Below are 21,152 nucleotides of genomic sequence, written 5' to 3' on the forward strand. Positions count from 1 at the left end.
ATGGGGGAGAGTGGAGGGATGCAGCACTATCTCGACCACGCCGCGACGACGCCGCTGCGTCCCGAGGCGCGGGAGGCGTGGCTCGAAGCGAGCGAGATGGTCGGGAATGCGTCATCGACGCACGGTGCCGGCCAGGACGCGCGGCGCCTGCTCGAGGAGGCACGCGAGCGCTCGGCCGCAGTGCTCGATTGCGACCCCATCGAGGTCGTGTTCACCTCCGGGGGCACGGAGTCGATCAATCTCGCGCTTCAGGGGTTGTGGCAGGCGCGGCCGGCGGAGTCGGATGCCATCGTGATGCCGGATGCCGAGCACCACGCGACGATGGACACCGTCGAGGCCCTGGTGGCGGCAGGGGCGGTGCTGCGCGCTGTTCCGGTATATCGCTCGGCGGCCATCGACGTGGACGAGTTCACTGCCCAGCTTCCGGGCGCGGCGCTGGCGACCGCGCTCGTCGCCAACAACGAGGCCGGGACGATCAACGACGCCGCGATGCTGGCGTCGTCGACCGCGCAGGCGCTCGTTCCCCTCCATCTCGATGCGGTCGCGGCCCTCGGACACCTGCCTCTGTCGTTCCGCGCGCTGAGAGGCGATGCGCCCGACTCGGTCGGTCTTGTCGCGATGAGCGTGGCCGGACACAAGATCGGCGCGCCGGTCGGCGTCGGAGCCTTGGTGGTCGCTCGCACCGCGCGGCTCTCCGCACTCCTTCGCGGCGGCGCGCAGCAGCGCGGACTTCGCGCCGGAACGCAGGACGTGGCCGGTGCCGCGGCCTTCGCCACCGCGCTCGAGCTCGCCGAGTCGGAGCGAGAGACGGAGACCGCACGGCTGGCGACGATGCGCGATCGGCTGATCGACGGCATCCTGGCGCGGGTGCCGCAGGCCGAGCTTCTGGGAGACGGCTCGCGACGGCTCCCCGGCAACGCCCACATACTGTTTCGCGGAGCGGTGGGGGAGAGCCTGCTCTTCCTTCTCGACATGGCAGGCATCGCCGCGTCGACCGGGTCGGCCTGCCAGGCGGGTGTGGCGGAGCCATCGCATGTCGTGATGGCGATGGGGCGCAGTGAGCAGGACGCGCGCAGCGCGCTCCGATTCACGCTGGGACGCACATCGACGGACGCCGACGTCGATGCCGTCCTCGCATCCATCGGCGAGGCCTACCTGCGGGCTTCCGGCTCCGGCTCAGCCGCACGCTCGTAGACTGGTCCCATGAGGATTCTTGCGGCCATGAGTGGCGGAGTGGACTCCGCAGTCGCGGCCGCACGGGCCGTGGACGCGGGGCACGACGTCGTCGGCGTGCATCTCGCGCTGTCCCGGGCGGGCGGCACGCTGCGCACCGGAAGCCGGGGATGCTGCACGATCGAGGATGCGCTCGATGCGCGTCGTGCGGCCGATCTCCTGGGCATCCCGTTCTACGTCTGGGACTTCTCCGAGCGCTTCCGCGACGACGTGATCGCCGATTTCGTCTCGGAGTACCAGGCAGGGCGCACCCCCAATCCCTGCATGCGCTGCAATGAGAAGATCAAGTTCGCCGCCCTTCTCGAGCGCGCCATCGAGCTCGGTTTCGACGCGGTGTGCACCGGGCACTACGCGACGCTGATCCCCACGGACGCCGGTCTCGAGCTGCACAGAGCCGCTGACAACGCCAAGGATCAGTCCTATGTGCTCGGCGTCCTCACCGCCGAGCAGCTCGCGCACACCTACTTCCCGCTCGGAACGACTCCGTCCAAAGCGGTCGTGCGTACCGAGGCGGAGGAGCGTGGGCTGAGTGTCGCGCAGAAGCCCGACAGCCACGACATCTGCTTCATCCCCGATGGTGACACCCGAGGTTGGCTGGCCGAGAAGGTCGGTACCGCCACCGGTGAGATCGTCGACCGCACGGGTTCCGTCGTCGGCTCGCACGAGGGCGCGCACGCTTTCACGGTCGGTCAGCGCCGTGGTCTGAAGCTCGGCGTCCCGGCGGCCGACGGCAAGCCCCGCTTCGTGCTTGAGGTGCGGCCGGTGTCCAACACGGTGGTCGTGGGGCCGAAGGAGGCTCTCGCGACGCGTGAGATCTCGGGCGATCGATTCAGCTGGGCGGGCGCAGCGCCCGTCGACTCCGAGTTCGACTGCGAGGTGCAGATCCGTGCCCACGCCGAGCCGGAAGCAGCCCGGGCATTCGTCTCGCCCGAGGGCGTGCGCGTCGTGCCCGAGCAGCCGCTCAACGGGGTCGCGCCGGGCCAGACCGCCGTGCTGTACGTCGGAACGCGCGTGCTCGGCCAGTTCACGATCGACCGCACCGTGTCCGCAGTGCCGGTCGACGCATAGCGCCTGCCTCTCGATGTCGGCGCCCGCTCGTAGACTGGCGGGGTGCCGGAGAACATCTCGCTGGAAGACGCCCGTATCGAAGCGGACGAGCTGACCACTCGAATCCTCGAAGCGAAGGACGCGTACTACGGGCGCGACACTTCACTCGTCGACGACTTCACCTACGACGGGTGGATGCACAGGCTCGAAGAGCTGGAGCGGATGCATCCCGAGCTGCAGGGTCAGGACTCGCCCACTCAGATGGTGGGGGCGGCCGAGGCCACCGGGCTCGCCACCATCGAGCACGCGGAGCGGATGCTGAGTCTCGACAACGTGTTCTCGATCGACGAGCTCAGGGAATGGGCCGCCAAGACGCGCGCCTCTGCGGGGCGAGCTGTCGACTGGCTCACCGAACTCAAGATCGACGGCCTCGCGATCAATCTCCGCTACGAGAACGGGCGGCTGACGTCTGCGGCGACGCGGGGAGATGGGCGCGTCGGTGAGATCGTCACCGAGAACGCGCTGCGCCTTCCCGAGATCCCCCTCGAGCTCAGCGGCGAAGGTCACCCTCCCATCGTCGAGGTGCGCGGCGAGGTGTTCATTCCCGTGGCCGCCTTCGAGCGCCTGAATGCCGCACAGGCGGAGTTCCGCGACCGGGCCTACGCCGATGCTCTCGCCCGCTGGGAGGCTCGGAGCGGAGCGAAGAAGCCGTTCGACGAAGAGAAGGCGCGAACTGCTGCGGCTCGACGGTTCCCCTCGTTCGCGAATCCGCGGAACGCGGCGAGTGGTGGCCTGCGTCAGCAGATCGACAAGAAGGACGGGCTCGAACTCGAGGCGGGGATGCTGCGCATCGAGTCGCTCGCGCTGTACGTGCACGGCATCGGGGCCTGGCAGAATCCGCCGGTCGCCGCACAGAGTCAGGTCTACGACAAGCTGTCGGACTGGGGGCTGCCGACCAGCCCGCACACCAGGGTGTGCACGAGCATCGACGACGTGGTTGCGTTCGTCGAGTACTTCGGCGAGCACCGCCACGATATCGAGCACGAGCTGGATGGGATCGTCGTCAAGGTCGACGAGCTGTCCCTCCACGACGAGCTCGGCGCCACCAGTCGGGCGCCTCGCTGGGCGATCGCGTACAAGTACCCGCCCGAAGAGGTGCAGACGAAGCTGCTCGACATCGTCGTGTCTGTGGGTCGAACCGGCAGGGCGACGCCGTTCGCGGTGATGGCTCCCGCCCAGGTCGCGGGGAGCGTCGTCAGGCAGGCGACGCTGCACAACAAGGACGTTGTGAAAGCCAAGGGAGTGCTGATCGGCGACACCGTCGTCCTGCGCAAGGCGGGCGACGTGATCCCCGAGGTCCTCGGTCCGGTCGTCGAGAAACGCGACGGTACCGAGCGGGAGTTCGTGATGCCGATCGAATGCCCCGAGTGCGGCACGCCGCTGCGTCCGATGAAGGAGGGCGACATCGATCTGCGCTGCCCCAACGCGCGCTCGTGTCCGGCCCAGGTTCGCGGTCGTGTCGAGCACATCGGTTCGCGGGGCGCCCTCGACATCGAGGCGCTCGGAGAAGTCACGGCGGCCGCGCTCACCCAGCCGACCTCGCCGGCGACACCGCCTCTCGAGACCGAAGCCGGACTGTTCGCGCTGACGCTCGATGAGATCGTGCCGATCGAGCTCGTCGTGCGCGACGCCGAGACGGGGCTGCCCAAGGAGGACGAAGACGGTCTCGTTAAGACGAGGGCGCCATTCCGACGCAACCCGACCGCGACAGAGAAGAAGTCGGGGCTGGAGGGCCCCCAGCCCTCCTCTCAAGCTGTGACTCTGCTCGCGGAACTCGAGAAGGCGAAGACCAAAGACCTTTGGCGGCTGCTCGTCTCACTGAACATCCGTCACGTCGGGCCGGTCGCGGCGAGGGCGCTGGCGCAGTGGTTCGGTTCACTCGACGCGATCCGCGCGGCCTCTCGCGACGAGCTCGCCGCTGTGGAAGGAGTCGGCGGCATCATCGCCGACTCCCTGCTCGCGTGGTTCGATGTCGACTGGCACCAGGACATCGTTCGTCGCTGGGCCGAGGCAGGCGTCCAGTGGGCCACGCCCGGTCATCCCGGTCCGGGCGCGGCAGTCGTCCAGGGCGGTGTGTTGGACGGGATCACGGTCGTCGCGACCGGTTCGCTCGACGGGTACACCCGAGATGGAGCGCAGGAGGCCATCCTCAAGGCGGGCGGTAAGGCCGCGTCGAGCGTCTCCAAGAAGACGGACTTCGTCGCGGCCGGTCCCGGAGCGGGGTCGAAGCTGGGGAAGGCGGAGGAGCTGGGCATCCGCATCCTCGATGCCGCTCAGTTCCACATCCTCGTCACGGAGGGGCCGGACGCTCTGGGATGAGGCGATATGGACCACTGATCGCCGTCTCCGGCGCGATGGCTGTGGGAGACCCGGGTCGGAACCACCTGCGTCTGACGCCTGATGCGCTGCTGATCCGCCACGGCACAGAGAACCGGGGGATCATTCCCTGGTCCCAGGTGCAGCGAGTGATCCTCGACGTGCCCACCACGCGGTTCCGTCTGCCCGGCCTCATGAGCACGCTCGTCCTCGGCGCCCTGACGTTCCTCGCCGTGTCCGATCTCGGATTCGACCCTGAGGATGGCGCGGTCGAGCTCCTGGCCGACGGGGAAACGTCGATCGCACCGCTGAGCCGTCACCACGTCGGCGGCTACTGGACACCGACGGTGGACGGGGCACACCGGCTGCTGCAGCATCTCATCGACAACCCGGAGCAGAGAGCGTTGCTCGCGCGCCCTGAACAGCTCATCGACGTGGCCGCGCGTCTCGCTCGCCACAGGCCTTCAGGAGCCTGACGCGCAGGCTGGCCCTTCAGGATGGCTGCCCATCGGTGCACGCGAGCGCGCCGTGCCCGGACTTCCGTCCGGGCACGGCGCGCTCGATGCGTTCTACGGCTGATCAGCCCTTGTGTCGGGGCTTGCGGAACGGCTTCTCGCCTCGCTCATCGGTGCGAGCAGGACGGTCGTCACGGTCGTAGCGCGGACGGTCATCGCGGCGCTCGAACCCACCGCGGGCGCCGTCACGAGGGCCGTCGTTACGACGGGCTCCAGGCCCACGGTCGGGCTTGATCTCGATGAGCCGACCCGAGATGCGGGTGTCCTTCAGCTTCTCCAGGACGGACGAGTCGAGGTTCGCCGGCAACTCGACGACAGTGAAGTCCGGCCGGATGTTGATCGCGCCGAAGTCATCACGACCCAGGCCGCCCTCATTCGCGAGTGCGCCGACGATCTGACGGGGCTCGACGCGGTGACGGCGTCCGACCTCGATGCGGTACGGCTTGTAGTCGCCGCGCCCACGGCGCTCGCGCGGTTCGCGGGTCTCGCGACGCTCGCGAGTGTTGCTCTCGCGCGGCGGACGGTTGTCGTACTCGACCGCTTTCGACAGGGCGTCGTCGGCCGGGTCGAGCAGCAGAGGAGTATCGCCCTGGGCGACGACAGCGAGCGCAGCTGCGACATCGGCCTCGGGCACATCGTGGTTGCGCACGTAGTGGTCGATGATGTCGCGGAACTTCTCGATGCGGGTGCTATCGCTGAGCGCGGTCGTGATCGCGTCGTCGAAGCGGGCGAGGCGCGTGGTGTTCACGTCGTCGAGGCTGGGCAGCTGCATCTGAGTGGGCTGCTGACGCGTGGCCTTCTCGATCGACTTGAGCAGGTAGCGCTCACGCGGGGTGATGAAGCTGATCGCGTCTCCGGTGCGTCCCGCGCGGCCGGTGCGGCCGATGCGGTGCACGTACGACTCGGTGTCGGTGGGGATGTCGAAGTTGATGACGTGGCTGATGCGCTCGACGTCGAGACCGCGAGCGGCCACGTCGGTCGCGACGAGGATGTCGAGCTTGCTCGCCTTGAGCTGGTTGACGCTGCGCTCACGCTGGACCTGGGGCACGTCGCCGTTGATGGCGGCGGCGGAGTATCCGCGGGCACGCAGCTTCTCGGCCAGCGTCTCGGTCTCGTTCTTGGTGCGGACGAACACGATCATGCCGTCGAAGTTCTCGACCTCGAGGATGCGAGTGAGCGCATCCACCTTCTGCGCGTACGACACCACGAGGTACCGCTGCGTGATGTTGGTACCGGTGGCGGTCTTCGACTTGATGCTGATCTCTTCGGGCTCACGCAGGTACTTCTGCGCGAGTCGGCGGATCTGCGGGGGCATGGTCGCTGAGAAGAGGGCTACCTGCTTCTCCTCGGGCGTCTGCGCGAGGATCTGCTCGACGTCTTCGGCGAAGCCCATCTTGAGCATCTCGTCGGCTTCATCGAGCACCAGGTACTGCAGCTGGGACAGGTCGAGGGTGCCCTTGGCGAGGTGGTCCATGATGCGACCGGGGGTGCCGACGATCACGTGCACGCCGCGGCGCAGCGCCGACAGCTGCACGCCGTAGCCCTGTCCGCCGTAGACGGGGAGGACGTGGACGCCCTTCATCTTCGACGCGTACGACTCGAACGCCTCGCACACCTGCAGAGCGAGCTCGCGGGTCGGAGCGAGCACGAGAGCTTGCGGGGTCTTCTGGGACACGTCGAGGCGCTCGAGCACGGGGAGCGCGAATGCCGCGGTCTTTCCCGTTCCGGTCTGCGCCATACCGACGACATCGCGACCGGAGAGCAGGGTCGGGATCGTGGCGGCTTGGATGGGGGAGGGGGTCTCGTAGCCGAGGTCCTTGATGGCCTTGAGGACGGGGCCGGTGATGCCGAGCTCCTCGAATCCAGGGGTCTCGGGGGCGTCGGTGGGCACAGCGTCTTCAGGAGTCACTGACCAAGGGTAGCGCTTCGCGGGATTCCGCGCCTGTGAGGGCGCCCTCAGGAGCCGGAAGTCAGAGTGAGCAGTCTCTCCTTGACCTGGCGACGCAGCACCTTGCCGATCAGCGATTTGGGCAGCTCGTCGACGATGAACAGACGTCGCGGAACCTTGTACGGGGTGAGGATGCTGCGCGCATACTCGCGGATCGCTTCGACGTCGACGTCTGCCCCCGCGTCGACGACGATCGCGGCGACGACCTCCTCGCCGGAGTGGTCGCTCGGCAGACCGACCACGGCAGCGTCCACGACCTGAGGATGCTGACGCAGAGCGCTCTCGACCTCGGTGGGGGCCACATTGAAGCCGCCGGTGATGATCAGCTCCTTGATGCGGTCGACGATCCGGATGAAACCCGCCTCATCGACCGTCACGATGTCACCGGTGCGGAACCAGCCGTCGACGAAGACGGCCTCCGTCTCCTCCGGCTTGCCGTAGTAGCCGGAGAACACCTGGGGTCCGCGCACCAGGAGCTCACCCGCGGATCCTTCAGGAACGTCGACGGTCGGGTTCTCGGGATCGACGACGCGGCATTCGGTTCCCGGAAGAGGAAGTCCCACGGTGCCGGGCACGCGGTTGTCAGCTACGGGGTTCGCCATCAACACGGGGGAGCACTCGCTGAGTCCGTACCCCTCGACGAGGAAGCCATGCGTCGCCGCCTCGAACGGCACCACGAGTTCGTGCGGCAAAGCCATGGCACCGGAGATCGCGACCTCGATGCCGTCGAGCGAGACATCCTTCGCCTTCGCCGCCGACAGCAGGCGGTCGGCGATCGGGGGTACGAGGGGAAGGAAGGTGGCGGGGTGCTTCTTCATCACGTCGAGCACGAGATCCGGATCGAACTTCGGGAAGAGCACCAGGCGCGCACCCATGGACATCGCGAACGTCAGGCAGAGCGTCAGACCGTATGCGTGGAACATCGGCAGCACCGCGTACACGACGCAGCCCTTGCCGCGCTGGATCGACGGAACCCATGCCTGCGACTGCGCGGCGTTCGCGAGCAGGTTGCCGTGGGTCAGGGCGGCGCCCTTGGGGGTTCCCGTCGTGCCGGACGTGTATTGGATGATCGCGAGGTCGTCGGTGGCGGGCTTCGGGTGCGCGGCAGGGATCGGGGCGGACTGCACCAGCGAGTCCCAGGTGACGGTTCCTCGCACCTTCTCGGTCAGAGCGGCGCGAGACTCACGGGCCTTGGCCACCGGCAGCCGCAGCGCCACACGAGTGAGGAGGGGCATCGCGCGCGTCACATCGACGGAGATGAGGTTCGTCACGGCGAGGTCGGCGGGGAACTCCTGCACCGTGGCGACGACCTTGTTCCACACGATCGCGTGCTTCGCGCCATGGTCCTCGAACTGCTTCCGCAGCTCACGCGGAGTGTAGAGCGGGTTGTGCTCGACGACGACGGCGCCGAGACGGAGCACCGCGTAGAACGCCACGATGTGCTGCGGACAGTTCGGAAGCACGATCGCCACGGGATCGCCCGCCCGCACGCCGAGGTCGCGCAGTCCTGCGGCTGCTCGGTCGATCGCATTCTGCAGTTCTGAGTACGACGTCTCACGACCGAAGAACTGCAGGGCGGGGGCATCCGGGTAGTCGCGGGCGGACGCGGCGACGATGTCGACCAGCGATCCGGACACGGGGGAGAGGTCTTCCGGGACGCCTGCGGCATAGCTGGCGATCCATGGGCGAGGAGGCTGGTACGAGCTCACCCGCCCAGCATAGGGCGGCTTCGCCGGACTGCAGGGACCCGGTGAGCACGGCAACTAGACTGGGGCCGTGTCTGAAATCACCCCTGATCTCGTGCGTCATCTCGGCGTGCTCGCGCGCATCCAGCTCAACGACGACGAGGTGTCCCGACTCACGGGCCAGCTCGATGCCATCGTCGACAACATCGCGAAGGTGTCGGAGGTCGCAGGCCCCGACATCGCAGCGACGAGTCATCCGATTCCGCTGAGCAACGTCTACCGTCCCGATGTGGTGGGCGAGACCCTCACACACGAGCAGGTGCTCCAGAACGCGCCGGATCAGGCCGACGGCCGATTCCGCGTCACCGCGATCCTGGGAGAAGAGCAGTGAGCGACATCATCCGCATGACTGCGGCGGAGCTTGCCGACAAGCTCGCCAGCCGCGAGATCTCGAGCGTCGAGGCCACTCGCGCTCACCTCGACCGCATCGCAGCCGTCGACGGCGACGTTCATGCCTTCCTGCACATCAACGAGGGTGCGCTCGAGGCGGCCGCCGCTGTCGACGCCCAGCGTGCGGCGGGTGAGCAGCTCGGCCCGATCGCCGGCGTGCCGCTCGCGATCAAGGACGTCCTCGTGACGACCGACCAGCCGACGACGAGCGGCTCGCGGATCCTCGAGGGCTACCGCTCGCCGTACGACGCCACGGTCGTCGCCCGCTCGCGCGCGGCGGGGCTGATCCCGCTCGGCAAGACCAACATGGACGAGTTCGCCATGGGGTCCTCGACAGAGCACTCCGCCTACGGTCCCACCCGCAACCCGTGGGACCTCGACCGGATCCCGGGCGGTTCCGGCGGCGGATCGGCGGCAGCAGTCGCCGCTTTCGAGGCTCCGCTGGCACTCGGCTCCGACACCGGCGGCTCGATCCGTCAGCCTGCTCATGTCACCGGCACGGTGGGCGTCAAGCCGACCTACGGCGGCGTCAGCCGCTACGGGGCCATCGCACTCGCCTCCAGCCTCGACCAGGTCGGACCCGTCACGCGTACAGTGCTCGACGCGGGTCTCCTGCACGATGCGATCGGCGGGCACGACCCGAAGGACTCCACGTCTTTGCGTGACGTGTGGCCCTCATTCGCTGACGCGGCCCGTGAGGGCGCGCGCGGTGACGTGCTCAAGGGGCTCAAGGTCGGTGTCATCCGAGAGCTGCCGGACAGCGGGTTCCAGCCCGGTGTCGCGGAATCGTTCCGCAGCGCGCTCGCGATGATGGAGGCGCAGGGCGCGGAGATCGTCGAGATCGGCGCTCCGCACTTCGAGTACGGCGTCGCGGCCTACTACCTGATCCTGCCTGCAGAGGCGTCGAGCAACCTCGCGAAGTTCGACTCGGTGCGCTTCGGCCTGCGCGTCACGCCCCACGGCACCCCCACCGTCGAGGACGTCATGTCCGCCACGCGTGACGCCGGGTTCGGCGACGAGGTGAAGCGACGCATCATCCTCGGCACCTACGCGCTGTCGGCCGGCTACTACGACGCGTACTACGGCAGTGCTCAGAAGGTGCGCACGCTCATTCAGCAGGACTTCGCGAACGCCTTCGCGGAGGTCGACGTCATCGCGACGCCCTCGGCTCCGACCACTGCGTTCAAGATCGGCGAGAAGATCGACGATCCGCTGCAGATGTATCTGAACGACATCACGACCATTCCCGTCAACCTCGCGGGCGTTCCCGGCATCTCGGTTCCCAGCGGACTCGCGTCGGAAGACGGATTGCCCGTCGGCATCCAGTTCATCGCACCGGCCCGGGAGGATGCGCGACTCTACAAGGTGGGCGCCGCCGTCGAGACGCTGCTCGTCGATTCGTGGGGAGCGCCGCTTCTCACGCGTGCACCCCAGCTCGTGGGAGGGACCCGCTGATGGCCACCGCCAAGCTCATGGACTTCGACAAAGCGCTCGAACTGTACGAGCCCGTGCTCGGGTTCGAGGTCCACGTCGAGCTCAACACGCACACCAAGATGTTCTCGGACGCGCCGAACCCGGCGAACGAGCTCTACCACGCCGCCGAGCCCAACACGCTGATCGCGCCGGTGGATCTGGGCCTGCCCGGATCGCTCCCGGTCGTGAACGAGACGGCGATCCGTTCGTCGATCAGTCTCGGTCTCGCTCTCGGATGCTCGATCGCACCGTCGAGCCGCTTCGCCCGGAAGAACTACTTCTACCCGGATCTCGGCAAGAACTACCAGATCTCCCAGTACGACGAGCCGATCGCGTTCGAGGGTTCCGTCGAGGTGGAGCTCGAGGACGGCACGATCGTGCAGATCCCCATCGAGCGCGCCCACATGGAGGAGGACGCCGGCAAGCTCACCCACATGGGTGGCGCGACCGGACGCATCCAGGGAGCCGAATACTCGCTCGTCGACTACAACCGCGCCGGTGTGCCGCTCGTCGAGATCGTGACGAAGACGATCTTCGGCACCGAGCACCGCGCCCCCGAGGTCGCCAAGGCATACGTCGCGACGATCCGTGACATCGTGCGCAGCCTCGGGATCTCCGAGGCGCGTCTGGAACGAGGCAACCTGCGCTGCGACGCGAACGTGTCGCTGCGTCCCCGCGGACAGGAGAAGCTGGGCACCCGCACCGAGACGAAGAACGTCAACTCGATGCGCTCGGTCGAGCGTGCCGTCCGGTACGAGATCCAGCGTCAGGCGCAGATCCTCGCCGATGGCGGGACCATCACTCAGGAGACGCGACACTGGCACGAGGACACCGGGACGACCTCGCCCGGTCGTCCGAAGTCGGATGCGGACGACTATCGCTACTTCCCTGAGCCCGACCTCCTGCCGGTGGAGCCTGCAGCAGAGCTGATCGAAGCCCTGCGTGCCGAGCTCCCGGAACAGCCCGTCGCCCGTCGACGCCGTCTGATGGCCGAGTGGGGCTTCACGGACCTGGAGTTCCAGGACGTGCGCAATGGAGGGCTGCTGGAGGTCGTCGAAGCGACGATCGCCGCCGGCGCGACTCCGGCGACGGCCCGGAAGTGGTGGACGGGCGAGATCACGCGCCTCGCCAACTCACAGGAGAAGGACGTCACCGAGCTGGTCTCGCCGGAGAACGTCGCGGCCCTGCAGAAACTCGTCGACGCTGGAACGCTCACAGACAAGCTCGCGCGTCAGGTGCTCGAGGGCGTCATTGCGGGCGAGGGCACGCCTCAGGAGGTCGTCGACGGCCGCGGACTCGCGGTCGTCTCGGATGACGGTGCGCTGATCGCAGCGATCGACGACGCACTCGCAGCGCAGCCCGATGTGCTGGCCAAGATCAAGGACGGAAAGGTCCAGGCCGCCGGGGCCGTTATCGGCGCTGTGATGAAGGCGATGAAGGGCCAGGCGGACGCCGCCCGTGTCCGCGAACTCGTCCTCGAGCGCGCTGCGCAGTAACCGGTTCCCCCGGGCCTCATGTCCGAGGCCCGGGGGAGAATGGTGTCATGGGTCACGGTGACGGCAGAGGGCGCATCGTGTCGTCCGCGGATGCCGACGACACCGGCACGAGCATCCTGCACGTCGATATGGATGCGTTCTACGCGGCCGTCGAGGTGCTCGATGATCCGAGCCTGCGAGGACTGCCGTTGATCATCGGAGCGCCTGACGGTCGCTCGGTGGTGTCGAGCGCATCGTACGAGGCTCGTCGCTACGGCGTTCGCGCAGCTATGCCGGTCTCTCAGGCTCTGCGCCTGTGTCCTTCTGCGCGCATCGTCCCTCCGCATTTCCATCGATACCACGCCGTCTCGCGACAGGTCATGGCGATCTTCGAGTCGTTCACGCCTCTCGTCGAGCCGCTCTCTGTCGACGAGGCGTTTCTCGATGTGCGGGGAGTCCGACGTCTGTGGGGAAGCCCTGCGAGAATCGCGCACCTCGTTCGCGAGCGAGTCAGAGAAGAGGTCGGGATCACCTGCAGCGTCGGCGTCGCTGCGACCAAGCATGTGGCGAAGATGGCCTCGACGATCTCGAAACCTGACGGGATGCTGGTCATCGCCGCATCGGAAACCCAGGACTTCCTCGATCCGCGCCCAGTGCGTGCGATGTGGGGTGTGGGCCCGAAAGCCGCCGAAGCGCTGGAGGGACGAGGAATTCGCACAGTGCGGGACATCCGCACCTCGTCGCAGGCGATTCTCGACCGTGCCGTCGGACCGGCTCTGAGCGCTCGGCTCTCGGAACTCGCCCGCGGGGAGGACCCCCGTGCAGTCGAGACCGAGCGGGTGGAGAAGAGCATCGGGCACGAGGAGACCTTCGACACGGACATCATGGACCGATCGTTCCTCAGGGCTGAGCTGCTGCGACTCGCGGACCGCGTCGCGGCGCGTCTGCGGAAAGCAGAGTGGGAGACCTCGACCGTCGCCATCAAGATCAGGTTCGACGACTTCCGCACCATCAGCCGTTCACAGACGCTCCCGGAACCCACCGCGGTGGGGCAGCGCATCGGCGAAGCGGCTCAGACGCTCTTCGATCAGATCGAGCGACGCGATCCTGTGCGGCTCGTCGGGGTGCGCGCAGAGAAGCTGCGCCCCGCCGGCGGTGGCGGGTTCGGCCTGTGGGACGACGATGAGGACTGGCGACGCGTCGAGGGCGCGGTCGACGACGCCGTGGCACGGTTCGGGAGCGCCACGATCAGTCGAGCGCGCCACATAGGGCGCGGTGACGGCCGCGGCGCTGCCCAGCATCCCAAGGCCCATGGACTGGATTGACGCTTGTCGCGGACGATTCCTGGACTAGCGTGGAGCCATGCCCAACATTGCACTGGAACTCGGAAAGCAGGCCGCCGCGTTCGGCGTGAAGAGCGCGTACGGCGAACAGCAGGATGTCGATGGAGTGAGCATCACTCCTGTCGCTTTCACCTACTCCGGCTTCGGCGGAGGCAGCGGTGACGGCGCCGAAGGCGGTGGTGGCGGCGGTGTCTCCGTGCCGGTCGGCGTCTACGTCCGCCGCGAGGAGGGACTCCGATTCGAGCCCAACATCGTGACGCTGCTCGTCGTCGCCGTGCCGTTCATCTGGGTCACCGGGCGCGCGCTCTCTCGCATCATCCGTGCACTCAAGAAGTGACGACCCGGTCGCTGTCGCGCTCGAGCGCGCAGCGACCCAGATCGTCGAGGACATCCGGATGCTGTCTGCGGCCAATCCGGTCGTCCTCATCGACGGTCGCAGCGGTGCCGGTAAGACGACTCTCGCCCGGATGCTCGTCCAGCGCTGGCCGATCGCCGGACGGGTGCAGCTCGTCGCTCTCGACTCCATCTACCCCGGTTGGGACGGCCTCAGCGACGGAGTGGAGCGAGCACTGAACGGTATTCTGCGTCCGCATGGTCGCGGGTACCTCGGGGAGTGGCGACGCTGGGACTGGGCGAAGGGCGCCGAGGCTGAGACTCACGCGGTAGACCCCTCGCTGGGCGTGCTCATCGAGGGGAGCGGGATACTGACGCCGGCCACTGCGGTGATCGCGGACGTGCGCGTCTGGATCGAGTCCGCCGAAACCGGCCGCAAGGCGCGGGCTCTGGCGCGGGATGGGGAGACGTACCGGCCTCATTGGGAGCAGTGGGCGCGGCAGGAAAGCGATCACATCGCGCGCGATGATCCCCGCTCCCTGGCGACCAGGGTCGTCGAAGTGCCGTAGCTCAGAGGAGGCGGTCCGCCGCTTCGACAGTCAGCTCGAGACGATATCCGAGCCAGTCGTAGACGCCGTACCTCGGGTCGTCGGGATCATGATCGTCATCGGTCTGGATGCCGAGACGCTCGGCGATGACGAGTCGGAGGGCGGTGAGCGTGCGCATCCACGCGTCGACATCAGACAGGGGGATGTCGAGATCGTGCTCTGCGAAGGCTTCGTCCCGGGGCATGTCGCCGAGGTCCCCGCGCATCCCGGCGAGTGCGGTACGGACGATGTCCGCGTCCAGAGCGCGTCGATCCAAGAGATCGTCTCGGGTCGCGTCACGGAACGCGCGCGACGAGTCTTCGTCTTCGGGATAGGGGTCTGGAATCAGGCGACCGATCGCGGGATCCTCGACGTCGCGGTTCGCTCCCACGAGTTCACGGAAGTCGTCGACCAGGTGCACCAGCTGCGCACCCTCGACGCGGGCCATCCGCACCCGTACGGTCAGGTCGGTCACCTCGAAGCCTTTCGGACGGTCGCCCAGAGGCCGTAGTCGTGCATCGCCTGCGCGTGCACCTCCATCGTCTCGCGCGGGCCCGTAGCGACGATGGCCTGACCGTCGTGGTGCACCTGTCGCATCAGCATCGTGGCTCGCTCGAGCGAATATCCGAAATAGGTGCGGAAGACCCGCACGACGTAGCTCATCAGATTCACCGGGTCGTTCCACACGACGACCTCCCAGGGCTCGAGCGGGGCGGCCGAGAGATCGAGCTGTTCGTCGATGTCAGGTGTAGCGAGGGGACTCATGCCCACCCCAGCGTGTGGAGCTGCTCGTCGTCGATGCCGTAGAAGTGCGCGATCTCGTGCACGAGGGTCGTATGGATCTCGTCGCGAAGCTCGTCATCGCTGTCGCAGGCGGCCAGATGAGACTCGCGATAGACGACGATCCGATCCGGGAGCTCCCCGGAGCCGTATTGCGTGCGCTCCGTCAGGGCCAAGCCGTCATAGAGTCCGAGCAGGTCGAGGCTTCCATCCTCCGGACGATCCTCGACGACGAACACCACGTTCTCCAGCCCGTCGACCATCTCGTCGGGCAGGCGATCGAGCTCGTCGATCACGAGCTCTTCGAAGTCCGCTGCATCCATCTCCATCAGCTCCAGCCTATTGCCGGCTGGGGGAGCTGCGTGTCAGTGGAGGAAGACGAGGAGGCCCGCGACGGCGATGAAGAGGACGCCGAAGAGACTGTTGAGCGTCCGCTGCCCCCGCGAGGATCTCGTGAGCCTGCGGAACGGTCCGGCCGCTGTGGCAAAGAATCCCCACATCACCACGATGTCGACGATGATGACGGTGCCGATGAGAGTGAGGTACTGGGGGAGTTGGGGCTCGTCCAGTCGGATGAACTGCGGGATGAAGGCGAGGAAGAAGACGATCGCCTTGGGATTGAGCAGGTTGACCCAGAATCCGCGTCTGATCATCGACCAGTGGCCCTCGTGCAGGTCGACGACCGTCCCGTCTTCATCGGCGGCACGTCGAGGCCTCGTGAGGATCAGTCGGATTCCGAGGAAGACCAGGTACGCCGCACCGGCATACCTGATCACGTTGAAGAGGACTTCGGACTGCGAGACGAGAAGCCCCAGGCCCGCGGCGACGATCACGACATGGAGGACGAGAGCCAGCTGCTGCCCGAGGATGCCCCAGATCGATCGGCGCCAGCCCTGACTCAGAGCGTTCGACATCGTGTTGATGGCACCGGCGCCCGGCGTGAAGCTGATCACCACGCAGGCGGTCAGAAGCGAGAACCACACGGCGAGCGACACCCCGCAATCCTAGGGGCAGCTCAGCGTGCTCTCGATCACGGCCGCCTGGGCTTGAGGACCGAGGCGTCATCCGACGAGGAGAACAGAAGAAGGTCCGAGTCTCTCGACTCGGACCTTCTTCTGAGTGGGGTGAGTAACGGGACTCGAACCCGCGACATCCGGCACCACAAGCCAGCGCTCTACCAGCTGAGCTATACCCACCATGTGCCAATCGCGATTGGCAACCAGACGAGTCTATTACATGTTCGGGGTGAACTCTGACACGGTGCGAGTGGCGATGTCGCGAGCGTCGTCACTCGACGGTCCGGGCTCGTCGACGAAGACCGCCTCACGGTAGTACCGCAGCTCTCGGATCGACTCGAGGATGTCCGCGAGGGCGCGGTGTCCGCCGTCCTTCGCCGGCGCCTGGAAGAACACCCGCGGGTACCACCGACGCGACAACTCCTTGATGCTGGAGACGTCGACGTTGCGGTAGTGCAGCCACTGGTCCACCTGGCTCATGTACTTCGCCAGGAACATGCGGTCGGTGCCGATGGTGTTGCCTGCGAGCGGAGCCTTGCGTTCGAGGGGGACGAACCGCTTGATGTAGGCGAGCGTCTGCTCCTCGGCCTCGGCCAGCGAGACGCCATGCGGGATCTCTGTGATCAGCCCGGACGACTCGTGCATCTTCGTCACGAAGTCGTTCATGTTCTCGAGTGCTGCGTCGCTCGGTCGGATCACGATCTGGAAGCCGGGATCGACCGGACGCAGTTCGAAATCAGTGATGACGACGGCGATCTCGACGAGCTCGTCGACGGAGAGATCGAGACCGGTCATCTCACAGTCGATCCAGACGAGGCGGTCGTTCTCTGAGGCAGATACCATGTCGCCATCCTATCGACGGCTCCGACATCCGAGTCGGGCGCGGTACGGTAGTTCTGTGCGCCTCCGTAGCTCAGGGGATAGAGCAGGAGCCTTCTAATCTCTTGGTCGCAGGTTCGAATCCTGCCGGGGGCACCATCGCCTGGGCCCGTGTGCGGAGGCTCATCCGTTCCGCAGCGCGGCCACCGCATCGTCTGCGCTCCAGAAGTCTCCGACGAGTCGGAAAGACGACGTGGCGAGGTGGAGGCGTTCCGCCCGATACCTGACCCCGAGGGGATCCGGGACGAGGCGCAGATGCCCGAGGACCCGGTCCTTCGCGTCCTGCACCCGCCAGAGATGGGCTGAGGCGCGCACAAGGTGCTCCTTCTTCGCCGACAGCCGCGGCGTCGCGTGGGGAACCTCGGGGACGGACGTGATCAGGGTGGCGGACATCGAATCTCCTTTCCTGATTCGAACGTATGACCGACCACCGACATTGCGCGGGTGGCATGATGCGGCGGCAAGCGCAGTTCTTCTGCACATGCGGACGTCGATTCTGGTTGTTCAGGATCTGGTGTTCCGCGTGCGCAGGAAGCACCGCCGTCGCGCACTCTGTAGCGAGCCGGACGCACGTTCCGGGCACAGAGGAGCGAACATGTACGACACAGTGACGATCGTGGGAAACGTTGCGACCGATCCCACCCAGGGGCGCACGACCAGCGGGATCCCTGTCACGAACTTCCGACTCGCCAGCACTCACAGGCGGTTCGACGAATCGACGCGGACCTGGATCGACGTGGTCACGAACTGGTATTCGGTCGCGGCTTTTCGCCAGTTGGGAGAGCATGCTAAGGCCTCGCTGCGGGCGGGCGACAGCGTGATCGTCACCGGGAGGATGAAGATCCGCGCATGGGAGAACAACGGCAAGCAGGGGACCAGCGTCGACATCGACGCGGATGCGATCGGCCACGACCTCCGCTGGGGCACGACCGCGTATCGCCGTAGTTCCAGATCGACCGTCGACGCGCCTCCGCGAGGTGGCGCGGCGCCGTCGGATGCGGTCAGCGACGACGCGGGGAGCCTGGGCTCGAGCGATGAGATGAAGGACATCGACACGTCGTGGGCCGCGAACGACGCCGAGCCTGCGGGATCAGGCAGCGACCTCGTGGGTTCGTTTCCCTCAGGTTCCGGTGCGTCCTGAGGGCGGGTGAGGACTGCGTCCGACGCACTCGATCGTGGTGAGCCGGACGCGTGCGGAGGAGGACGCCCGTAGACTCGGTTCGTGCTTCGACGACCGGACTCCTCCGCACCGCGTTCAGCGATCGCAGTCGGCATCGGCACGACTCTGGTGCTGCTGCTGACGGCGTGCGGTCCGACAGCCTCGCCCGCACCGGCACTGGGTCCGACCGACGCCGCTGCGTCGCCGGGGCCGTCGGCATCTCCGGCAGGTCCCGTGTTCGTGGCGGACGGCAGTGCGGAGGACAACCTGCCGCTCTTCGCAGCCGTGACCGACGGCGTATGGGCATCCGAGCAGAGGGTTTCCGGCCGCGCGTATATCGATGCCCTGACAGCGGCCGGCTTCGACAAGGCCGCCATGCAGGTGACCGCAGACGTCACGACGGTCGGAAACCCGGTCGAGAGCCTGCAGTTCGCGGTGCGTTGGGGCGACGCGGAGTGCCTCGTCGGTCAGGTGGGACCGTCGACCGGCGAGCCCGTCGCCGTCGTGATGCCCCAGCTCGCAGAGGGACGCTGTCTCGTCGGTGCGACGCGGGCAATCGACTGGTGATACGGCGGCTCCGGTAGCGAGCCCTGCGATCGCCGGTAGGCTGGAGTGTCGATCTTCGACGCCAACAGAAGGAGCGGTTTTCGGTGGCTGAGTACATCTACTCGATGGTTCGTGCGCGCAAGGCGGTGGGCGACAAGCTCATCCTCGATGACGTCACCATGGCATTCCTCCCCGGTGCCAAGATCGGCATGGTGGGTCCGAACGGCGCCGGCAAGTCGACGATCCTCAAGATCATGGCCGGCATGGACACGCCGTCCAACGGCGAGGCGAAGCTGTCTCCCGGCTTCTCCGTCGGGATCCTGATGCAGGAGCCCGAGCTCGACGAGAGCAAGACCGTCATCGAGAACATCCAGGACGGCATCGCCATCAAGGCGAAGGTCGACCGCTTCAACGAGATCTCGATGCTGATGGCCGACCCGGATGCGGACTTCGACTCGCTTTTGGCCGAGATGGGCACACTGCAGGAAGAGATCGATGCAGCCGATGGCTGGGACCTCGACTCGCAGCTCGAGCAGGCGATGGACGCCCTCCGCACGCCGCCGGCCGATGCCGCCATCGCGCCTCTCTCCGGTGGAGAGAAGCGCCGAGTCGCGCTGGCGAAGCTCCTGCTCCAGAAGCCCGATCTTCTGCTGCTCGACGAGCCCACCAACCACCTGGACGCCGAGAGCGTGCTCTGGCTCGAACAGCACCTGCAGGCGTACAAGGGCGCGGTGATCGCGATCACCCACGACCGGTACTTCCTCGACCACGTCGCCGAGTGGATCGCCGAGGTCGACCGTGGTCGGCTCATCGGGTACGAGGGCAACTACTCGACCTATCTGGAGAAGAAGGGCGAACGCCTCGAGATCCAGGGCAAGAAGGACGCCAAGCTCGCCAAGCGCCTCAAGGAGGAGCTCGAGTGGGTGCGTTCGAGCGCGAAGGGCCGTCAGACCAAGTCCAAGGCACGTCTCGCGCGGTACGAGGAGATGGCGACCGAGGCAGAGCGGACCAGGAAGCTGGACTTCGAGGAGATCACGATCCCGGCGGGTCCCCGACTCGGGAGTGTCGTCATCGACGCGAAGAACCTGAAGAAGGGGTTCGACGGGCGTTCGCTCATCGACGGCCTTAGCTTCAGCCTTCCGCCGAACGGCATCGTCGGCGTGATCGGCCCGAACGGTGTGGGTAAGACGACGCTGTTCAAGACGATCGTCGGCCTCGAGCCGCTCGACGCGGGCGATCTCAAGATCGGTGAGACGGTCAAGATCAGCTACGTCGACCAGTCCCGGTCGAACATCGACCCGGACAAGACGCTGTGGGAGGTCGTCTCCGACGGGCTCGACTTCATCACCGTGGGCAAGACGGAGATCCCCTCGCGCGCGTACGTCTCGAAGTTCGGCTTCAAGGGACCGGACCAGCAGAAGAAGGCCGGTGTGCTCTCCGGTGGTGAGCGCAACCGACTGAACCTGGCCCTCACCCTGAAAGAGGGCGGCAACCTGCTGCTGCTCGACGAGCCCACCAACGACCTGGACGTCGAGACGCTGAGCTCCCTCGAGAACGCGCTGCTCGAGTTCCCCGGCTGTGCAGTCGTGATTACCCACGACCGGTGGTTCCTCGACCGCATCGCGACGCACATCCTCGCGTACGAGGGTACCGACGAGAAGCCCGACCAGTGGTACTGGTTCGAGGGTAACTTCGAGGCGTACGAGGAGAACAAGATCCAGCGCCTCGGTGCAGACGCGGCGAAGCCGCACCGCTCGACGCACCGCAAGCTCACGCGCGACTGACCGCCCGATGTCCGACCTGACACCGGGATCCCGGCTGCACATCCCGATCCACCTCCGCTGGGGGGATCTGGACGCCTTCAATCACGTCAACAACACCTCGATGCTGAAGCTCCTCGAGGAGGCGCGCGTACGCGCGTTCTGGCGTGCGGGTCCCGGTGAGCAGGCGCCATCCACGGCTGTGCTCGACTCAGGCATCGACGAGGGAACGCTGACGCTCATCGCTCGTCAGGAGATCGAGTATCTCGCACCGGTGCCGTATCAACGGCGCCCGCTCGAGGTGCAGATGTGGTTCGGCAAGCTCGGCGGCTCCAGCGTCGAGGTCTGCTACGAGGTGCACAACGACCCGACGGCGGAACCTCGTACGATCTATGCGCGCTCCACCGCCATCATCGTGCTCGTCGATGCGAAGACCGGACGACCCACGCGGCTCACGCAGGAGATGCGCGAGGCCTGGGAACCGCACGTCGGGCCGTCCATCGAGTACGCCCACCGGTGAGGTGAGCCGACTCGTCGGCGCCGGCCG

Annotated in this window: 22 protein-coding genes and 2 tRNA genes; 15 read left to right on the top strand and 9 right to left on the bottom strand. The window is 66.9% G+C overall.

Annotated features, from left to right (window positions below; genetic code table 11):
• Positions 1-18: 18 nt before the first annotated feature.
• From AKG07_RS03380 to AKG07_RS03395, 4 genes are read left to right on the top strand one after another with little or no spacing between them, the layout of a single operon-like run.
• The gene (locus tag AKG07_RS03380; protein WP_053096006.1) at positions 19-1,194 is read left to right on the top strand and encodes a cysteine desulfurase family protein; all 1,176 of its coding nucleotides are present in this window, start codon (positions 19-21) and stop codon (positions 1,192-1,194) included.
• Between the two features lie 9 nt (positions 1,195-1,203).
• Entirely contained in the window at positions 1,204-2,301 is a 1,098-nt protein-coding gene (gene mnmA, locus AKG07_RS03385; protein ID WP_082297806.1) for a tRNA 2-thiouridine(34) synthase MnmA, read from the top strand.
• Between the two features lie 42 nt (positions 2,302-2,343).
• Positions 2,344-4,659, top strand: a complete 2,316-nt coding sequence (ligA, locus tag AKG07_RS03390; RefSeq protein WP_053096008.1) for an NAD-dependent DNA ligase LigA — start codon at positions 2,344-2,346, stop codon at positions 4,657-4,659.
• 35 nt (positions 4,660-4,694) lie between these two features.
• The gene (locus tag AKG07_RS03395) at positions 4,695-5,132 is read left to right on the top strand and encodes a hypothetical protein (protein WP_053096009.1); all 438 of its coding nucleotides are present in this window, start codon (positions 4,695-4,697) and stop codon (positions 5,130-5,132) included.
• A gap of 103 nt (positions 5,133-5,235) precedes the next feature.
• On the opposite strand, the gene AKG07_RS03400 is transcribed toward AKG07_RS03395, so the two are convergent.
• Both AKG07_RS03400 and AKG07_RS03405 read right to left on the bottom strand, forming a co-directional pair.
• A complete protein-coding gene (locus tag AKG07_RS03400) occupies positions 5,236-7,080 on the bottom strand; it encodes a DEAD/DEAH box helicase (protein ID WP_053096010.1) in 1,845 nt (614 codons plus the stop codon).
• A gap of 47 nt (positions 7,081-7,127) precedes the next feature.
• The gene (locus AKG07_RS03405; RefSeq protein ID WP_053096011.1) at positions 7,128-8,828 is read right to left on the bottom strand and encodes a long-chain-fatty-acid--CoA ligase; all 1,701 of its coding nucleotides are present in this window, start codon (positions 8,826-8,828) and stop codon (positions 7,128-7,130) included.
• 67 nt (positions 8,829-8,895) lie between these two features.
• On the opposite strand from AKG07_RS03405, the gene gatC reads away from it, so the two are divergent.
• The 6 genes from gatC to AKG07_RS03435 are packed head-to-tail and all read left to right on the top strand — an operon-like array spanning position 8,896 to position 14,447.
• On the top strand, positions 8,896-9,195 hold the full coding sequence (gatC, locus tag AKG07_RS03410; RefSeq protein WP_053096012.1) for an Asp-tRNA(Asn)/Glu-tRNA(Gln) amidotransferase subunit GatC: 300 nt from the start codon (positions 8,896-8,898) through the stop codon (positions 9,193-9,195).
• Positions 9,192-10,709, top strand: a complete 1,518-nt coding sequence (gene gatA / locus AKG07_RS03415; protein ID WP_053096013.1) for an Asp-tRNA(Asn)/Glu-tRNA(Gln) amidotransferase subunit GatA — start codon at positions 9,192-9,194, stop codon at positions 10,707-10,709. Before gatC ends, gatA begins: the two co-directional genes overlap by 4 nt.
• Complete coding sequence (gene gatB / locus AKG07_RS03420) at positions 10,709-12,223, top strand: Asp-tRNA(Asn)/Glu-tRNA(Gln) amidotransferase subunit GatB (RefSeq protein ID WP_053096014.1); 1,515 nt, start codon at positions 10,709-10,711, stop codon at positions 12,221-12,223. The genes gatA and gatB overlap by 1 nt, the downstream gene beginning before the upstream one ends.
• Positions 12,224-12,270: 47 nt before the next feature.
• A complete protein-coding gene (dinB, locus tag AKG07_RS03425; RefSeq protein ID WP_053096015.1) occupies positions 12,271-13,527 on the top strand; it encodes a DNA polymerase IV in 1,257 nt (418 codons plus the stop codon).
• 37 nt (positions 13,528-13,564) lie between these two features.
• On the top strand, positions 13,565-13,882 hold the full coding sequence (locus AKG07_RS03430; protein WP_053096016.1) for a hypothetical protein: 318 nt from the start codon (positions 13,565-13,567) through the stop codon (positions 13,880-13,882).
• Complete coding sequence (locus tag AKG07_RS03435) at positions 13,866-14,447, top strand: hypothetical protein (protein WP_150115065.1); 582 nt, start codon at positions 13,866-13,868, stop codon at positions 14,445-14,447. Before AKG07_RS03430 ends, AKG07_RS03435 begins: the two co-directional genes overlap by 17 nt.
• Before the next feature lies 1 nt (position 14,448).
• On the opposite strand, the gene AKG07_RS03440 is transcribed toward AKG07_RS03435, so the two are convergent.
• The 6 genes from AKG07_RS03440 to orn all read right to left on the bottom strand — a co-directional run bounded on the left by AKG07_RS03440 (position 14,449) and on the right by orn (position 17,104).
• The gene (locus AKG07_RS03440; RefSeq protein WP_053096018.1) at positions 14,449-14,940 is read right to left on the bottom strand and encodes a DUF2017 family protein; all 492 of its coding nucleotides are present in this window, start codon (positions 14,938-14,940) and stop codon (positions 14,449-14,451) included.
• On the bottom strand, positions 14,937-15,230 hold the full coding sequence (gene clpS / locus AKG07_RS03445) for an ATP-dependent Clp protease adapter ClpS (RefSeq protein WP_053096019.1): 294 nt from the start codon (positions 15,228-15,230) through the stop codon (positions 14,937-14,939). The genes AKG07_RS03440 and clpS overlap by 4 nt, the downstream gene beginning before the upstream one ends.
• Positions 15,227-15,574 (bottom strand): metallopeptidase family protein, encoded by a 348-nt coding sequence (locus AKG07_RS03450; protein ID WP_053096020.1) that lies wholly within the window; start codon positions 15,572-15,574, stop codon positions 15,227-15,229. The genes clpS and AKG07_RS03450 overlap by 4 nt, the downstream gene beginning before the upstream one ends.
• 36 nt (positions 15,575-15,610) lie before the next feature.
• Entirely contained in the window at positions 15,611-16,240 is a 630-nt protein-coding gene (locus tag AKG07_RS03455) for a LysE family transporter (RefSeq protein ID WP_053096021.1), read from the bottom strand.
• 125 nt (positions 16,241-16,365) lie between these two features.
• Positions 16,366-16,441, bottom strand: a tRNA-His gene (locus AKG07_RS03460).
• Positions 16,442-16,477: 36 nt separating this feature from the next.
• Positions 16,478-17,104, bottom strand: a complete 627-nt coding sequence (gene orn / locus AKG07_RS03465) for an oligoribonuclease (protein ID WP_053096022.1) — start codon at positions 17,102-17,104, stop codon at positions 16,478-16,480.
• A 59-nt stretch (positions 17,105-17,163) separates the two neighbouring features.
• Between orn and AKG07_RS03470 the strand changes: the two genes are divergently transcribed.
• Positions 17,164-17,239 (top strand) — tRNA-Arg (locus AKG07_RS03470).
• 24 nt (positions 17,240-17,263) lie between these two features.
• On the opposite strand, the gene AKG07_RS03475 is transcribed toward AKG07_RS03470, so the two are convergent.
• Positions 17,264-17,533: a hypothetical protein gene (locus tag AKG07_RS03475; protein ID WP_053096023.1), complete on the bottom strand. Its 270-nt coding sequence runs from the start codon at positions 17,531-17,533 to the stop codon at positions 17,264-17,266.
• Positions 17,534-17,735: 202 nt separating this feature from the next.
• On the opposite strand from AKG07_RS03475, the gene AKG07_RS03480 reads away from it, so the two are divergent.
• The 4 genes from AKG07_RS03480 (at position 17,736) to AKG07_RS03495 (ending at position 21,125) form a co-directional block, all read left to right on the top strand.
• Entirely contained in the window at positions 17,736-18,281 is a 546-nt protein-coding gene (locus AKG07_RS03480; RefSeq protein ID WP_053096024.1) for a single-stranded DNA-binding protein, read from the top strand.
• Positions 18,282-18,362: 81 nt separating this feature from the next.
• Entirely contained in the window at positions 18,363-18,866 is a 504-nt protein-coding gene (locus AKG07_RS17800; RefSeq protein WP_233277316.1) for a DUF6993 domain-containing protein, read from the top strand.
• Positions 18,867-18,949: 83 nt separating this feature from the next.
• Complete coding sequence (gene ettA / locus AKG07_RS03490) at positions 18,950-20,629, top strand: energy-dependent translational throttle protein EttA (protein ID WP_053096025.1); 1,680 nt, start codon at positions 18,950-18,952, stop codon at positions 20,627-20,629.
• A 7-nt stretch (positions 20,630-20,636) separates the two neighbouring features.
• Positions 20,637-21,125, top strand: a complete 489-nt coding sequence (locus tag AKG07_RS03495) for an acyl-CoA thioesterase (protein ID WP_053096026.1) — start codon at positions 20,637-20,639, stop codon at positions 21,123-21,125.
• Positions 21,126-21,152 lie beyond the last annotated feature (27 nt).

It is taken from the genome of Microbacterium sp. CGR1, from assembly GCF_001266755.1.
Taxonomy (GTDB): domain Bacteria; phylum Actinomycetota; class Actinomycetes; order Actinomycetales; family Microbacteriaceae; genus Microbacterium.

Excerpts from the sequence above, each read along its gene's own strand:
- AKG07_RS03380 (WP_053096006.1), top strand. The coding sequence starts at position 19 with ATGCAGCACTATCTCGACCACGCCGCGACGACGCCGCTGCGTCCCGAG.
- mnmA (WP_082297806.1), top strand. The coding sequence starts at position 1,204 with ATGAGGATTCTTGCGGCCATGAGTGGCGGAGTGGACTCCGCAGTCGCG.
- AKG07_RS03395 (WP_053096009.1), top strand. The coding sequence starts at position 4,695 with ATGGCTGTGGGAGACCCGGGTCGGAACCACCTGCGTCTGACGCCTGAT.
- gatB (WP_053096014.1), top strand. The coding sequence starts at position 10,709 with ATGGCCACCGCCAAGCTCATGGACTTCGACAAAGCGCTCGAACTGTAC.
- dinB (WP_053096015.1), top strand. The coding sequence starts at position 12,271 with ATGGGTCACGGTGACGGCAGAGGGCGCATCGTGTCGTCCGCGGATGCC.
- AKG07_RS03430 (WP_053096016.1), top strand. The coding sequence starts at position 13,565 with ATGCCCAACATTGCACTGGAACTCGGAAAGCAGGCCGCCGCGTTCGGC.
- clpS (WP_053096019.1), bottom strand. The coding sequence starts at position 15,230 with ATGAGTCCCCTCGCTACACCTGACATCGACGAACAGCTCGATCTCTCG.
- AKG07_RS03450 (WP_053096020.1), bottom strand. The coding sequence starts at position 15,574 with ATGGAGATGGATGCAGCGGACTTCGAAGAGCTCGTGATCGACGAGCTC.
- orn (WP_053096022.1), bottom strand. The coding sequence starts at position 17,104 with ATGGTATCTGCCTCAGAGAACGACCGCCTCGTCTGGATCGACTGTGAG.
- AKG07_RS03475 (WP_053096023.1), bottom strand. The coding sequence starts at position 17,533 with ATGTCCGCCACCCTGATCACGTCCGTCCCCGAGGTTCCCCACGCGACG.
- AKG07_RS03480 (WP_053096024.1), top strand. The coding sequence starts at position 17,736 with ATGTACGACACAGTGACGATCGTGGGAAACGTTGCGACCGATCCCACC.
- AKG07_RS03495 (WP_053096026.1), top strand. The coding sequence starts at position 20,637 with ATGTCCGACCTGACACCGGGATCCCGGCTGCACATCCCGATCCACCTC.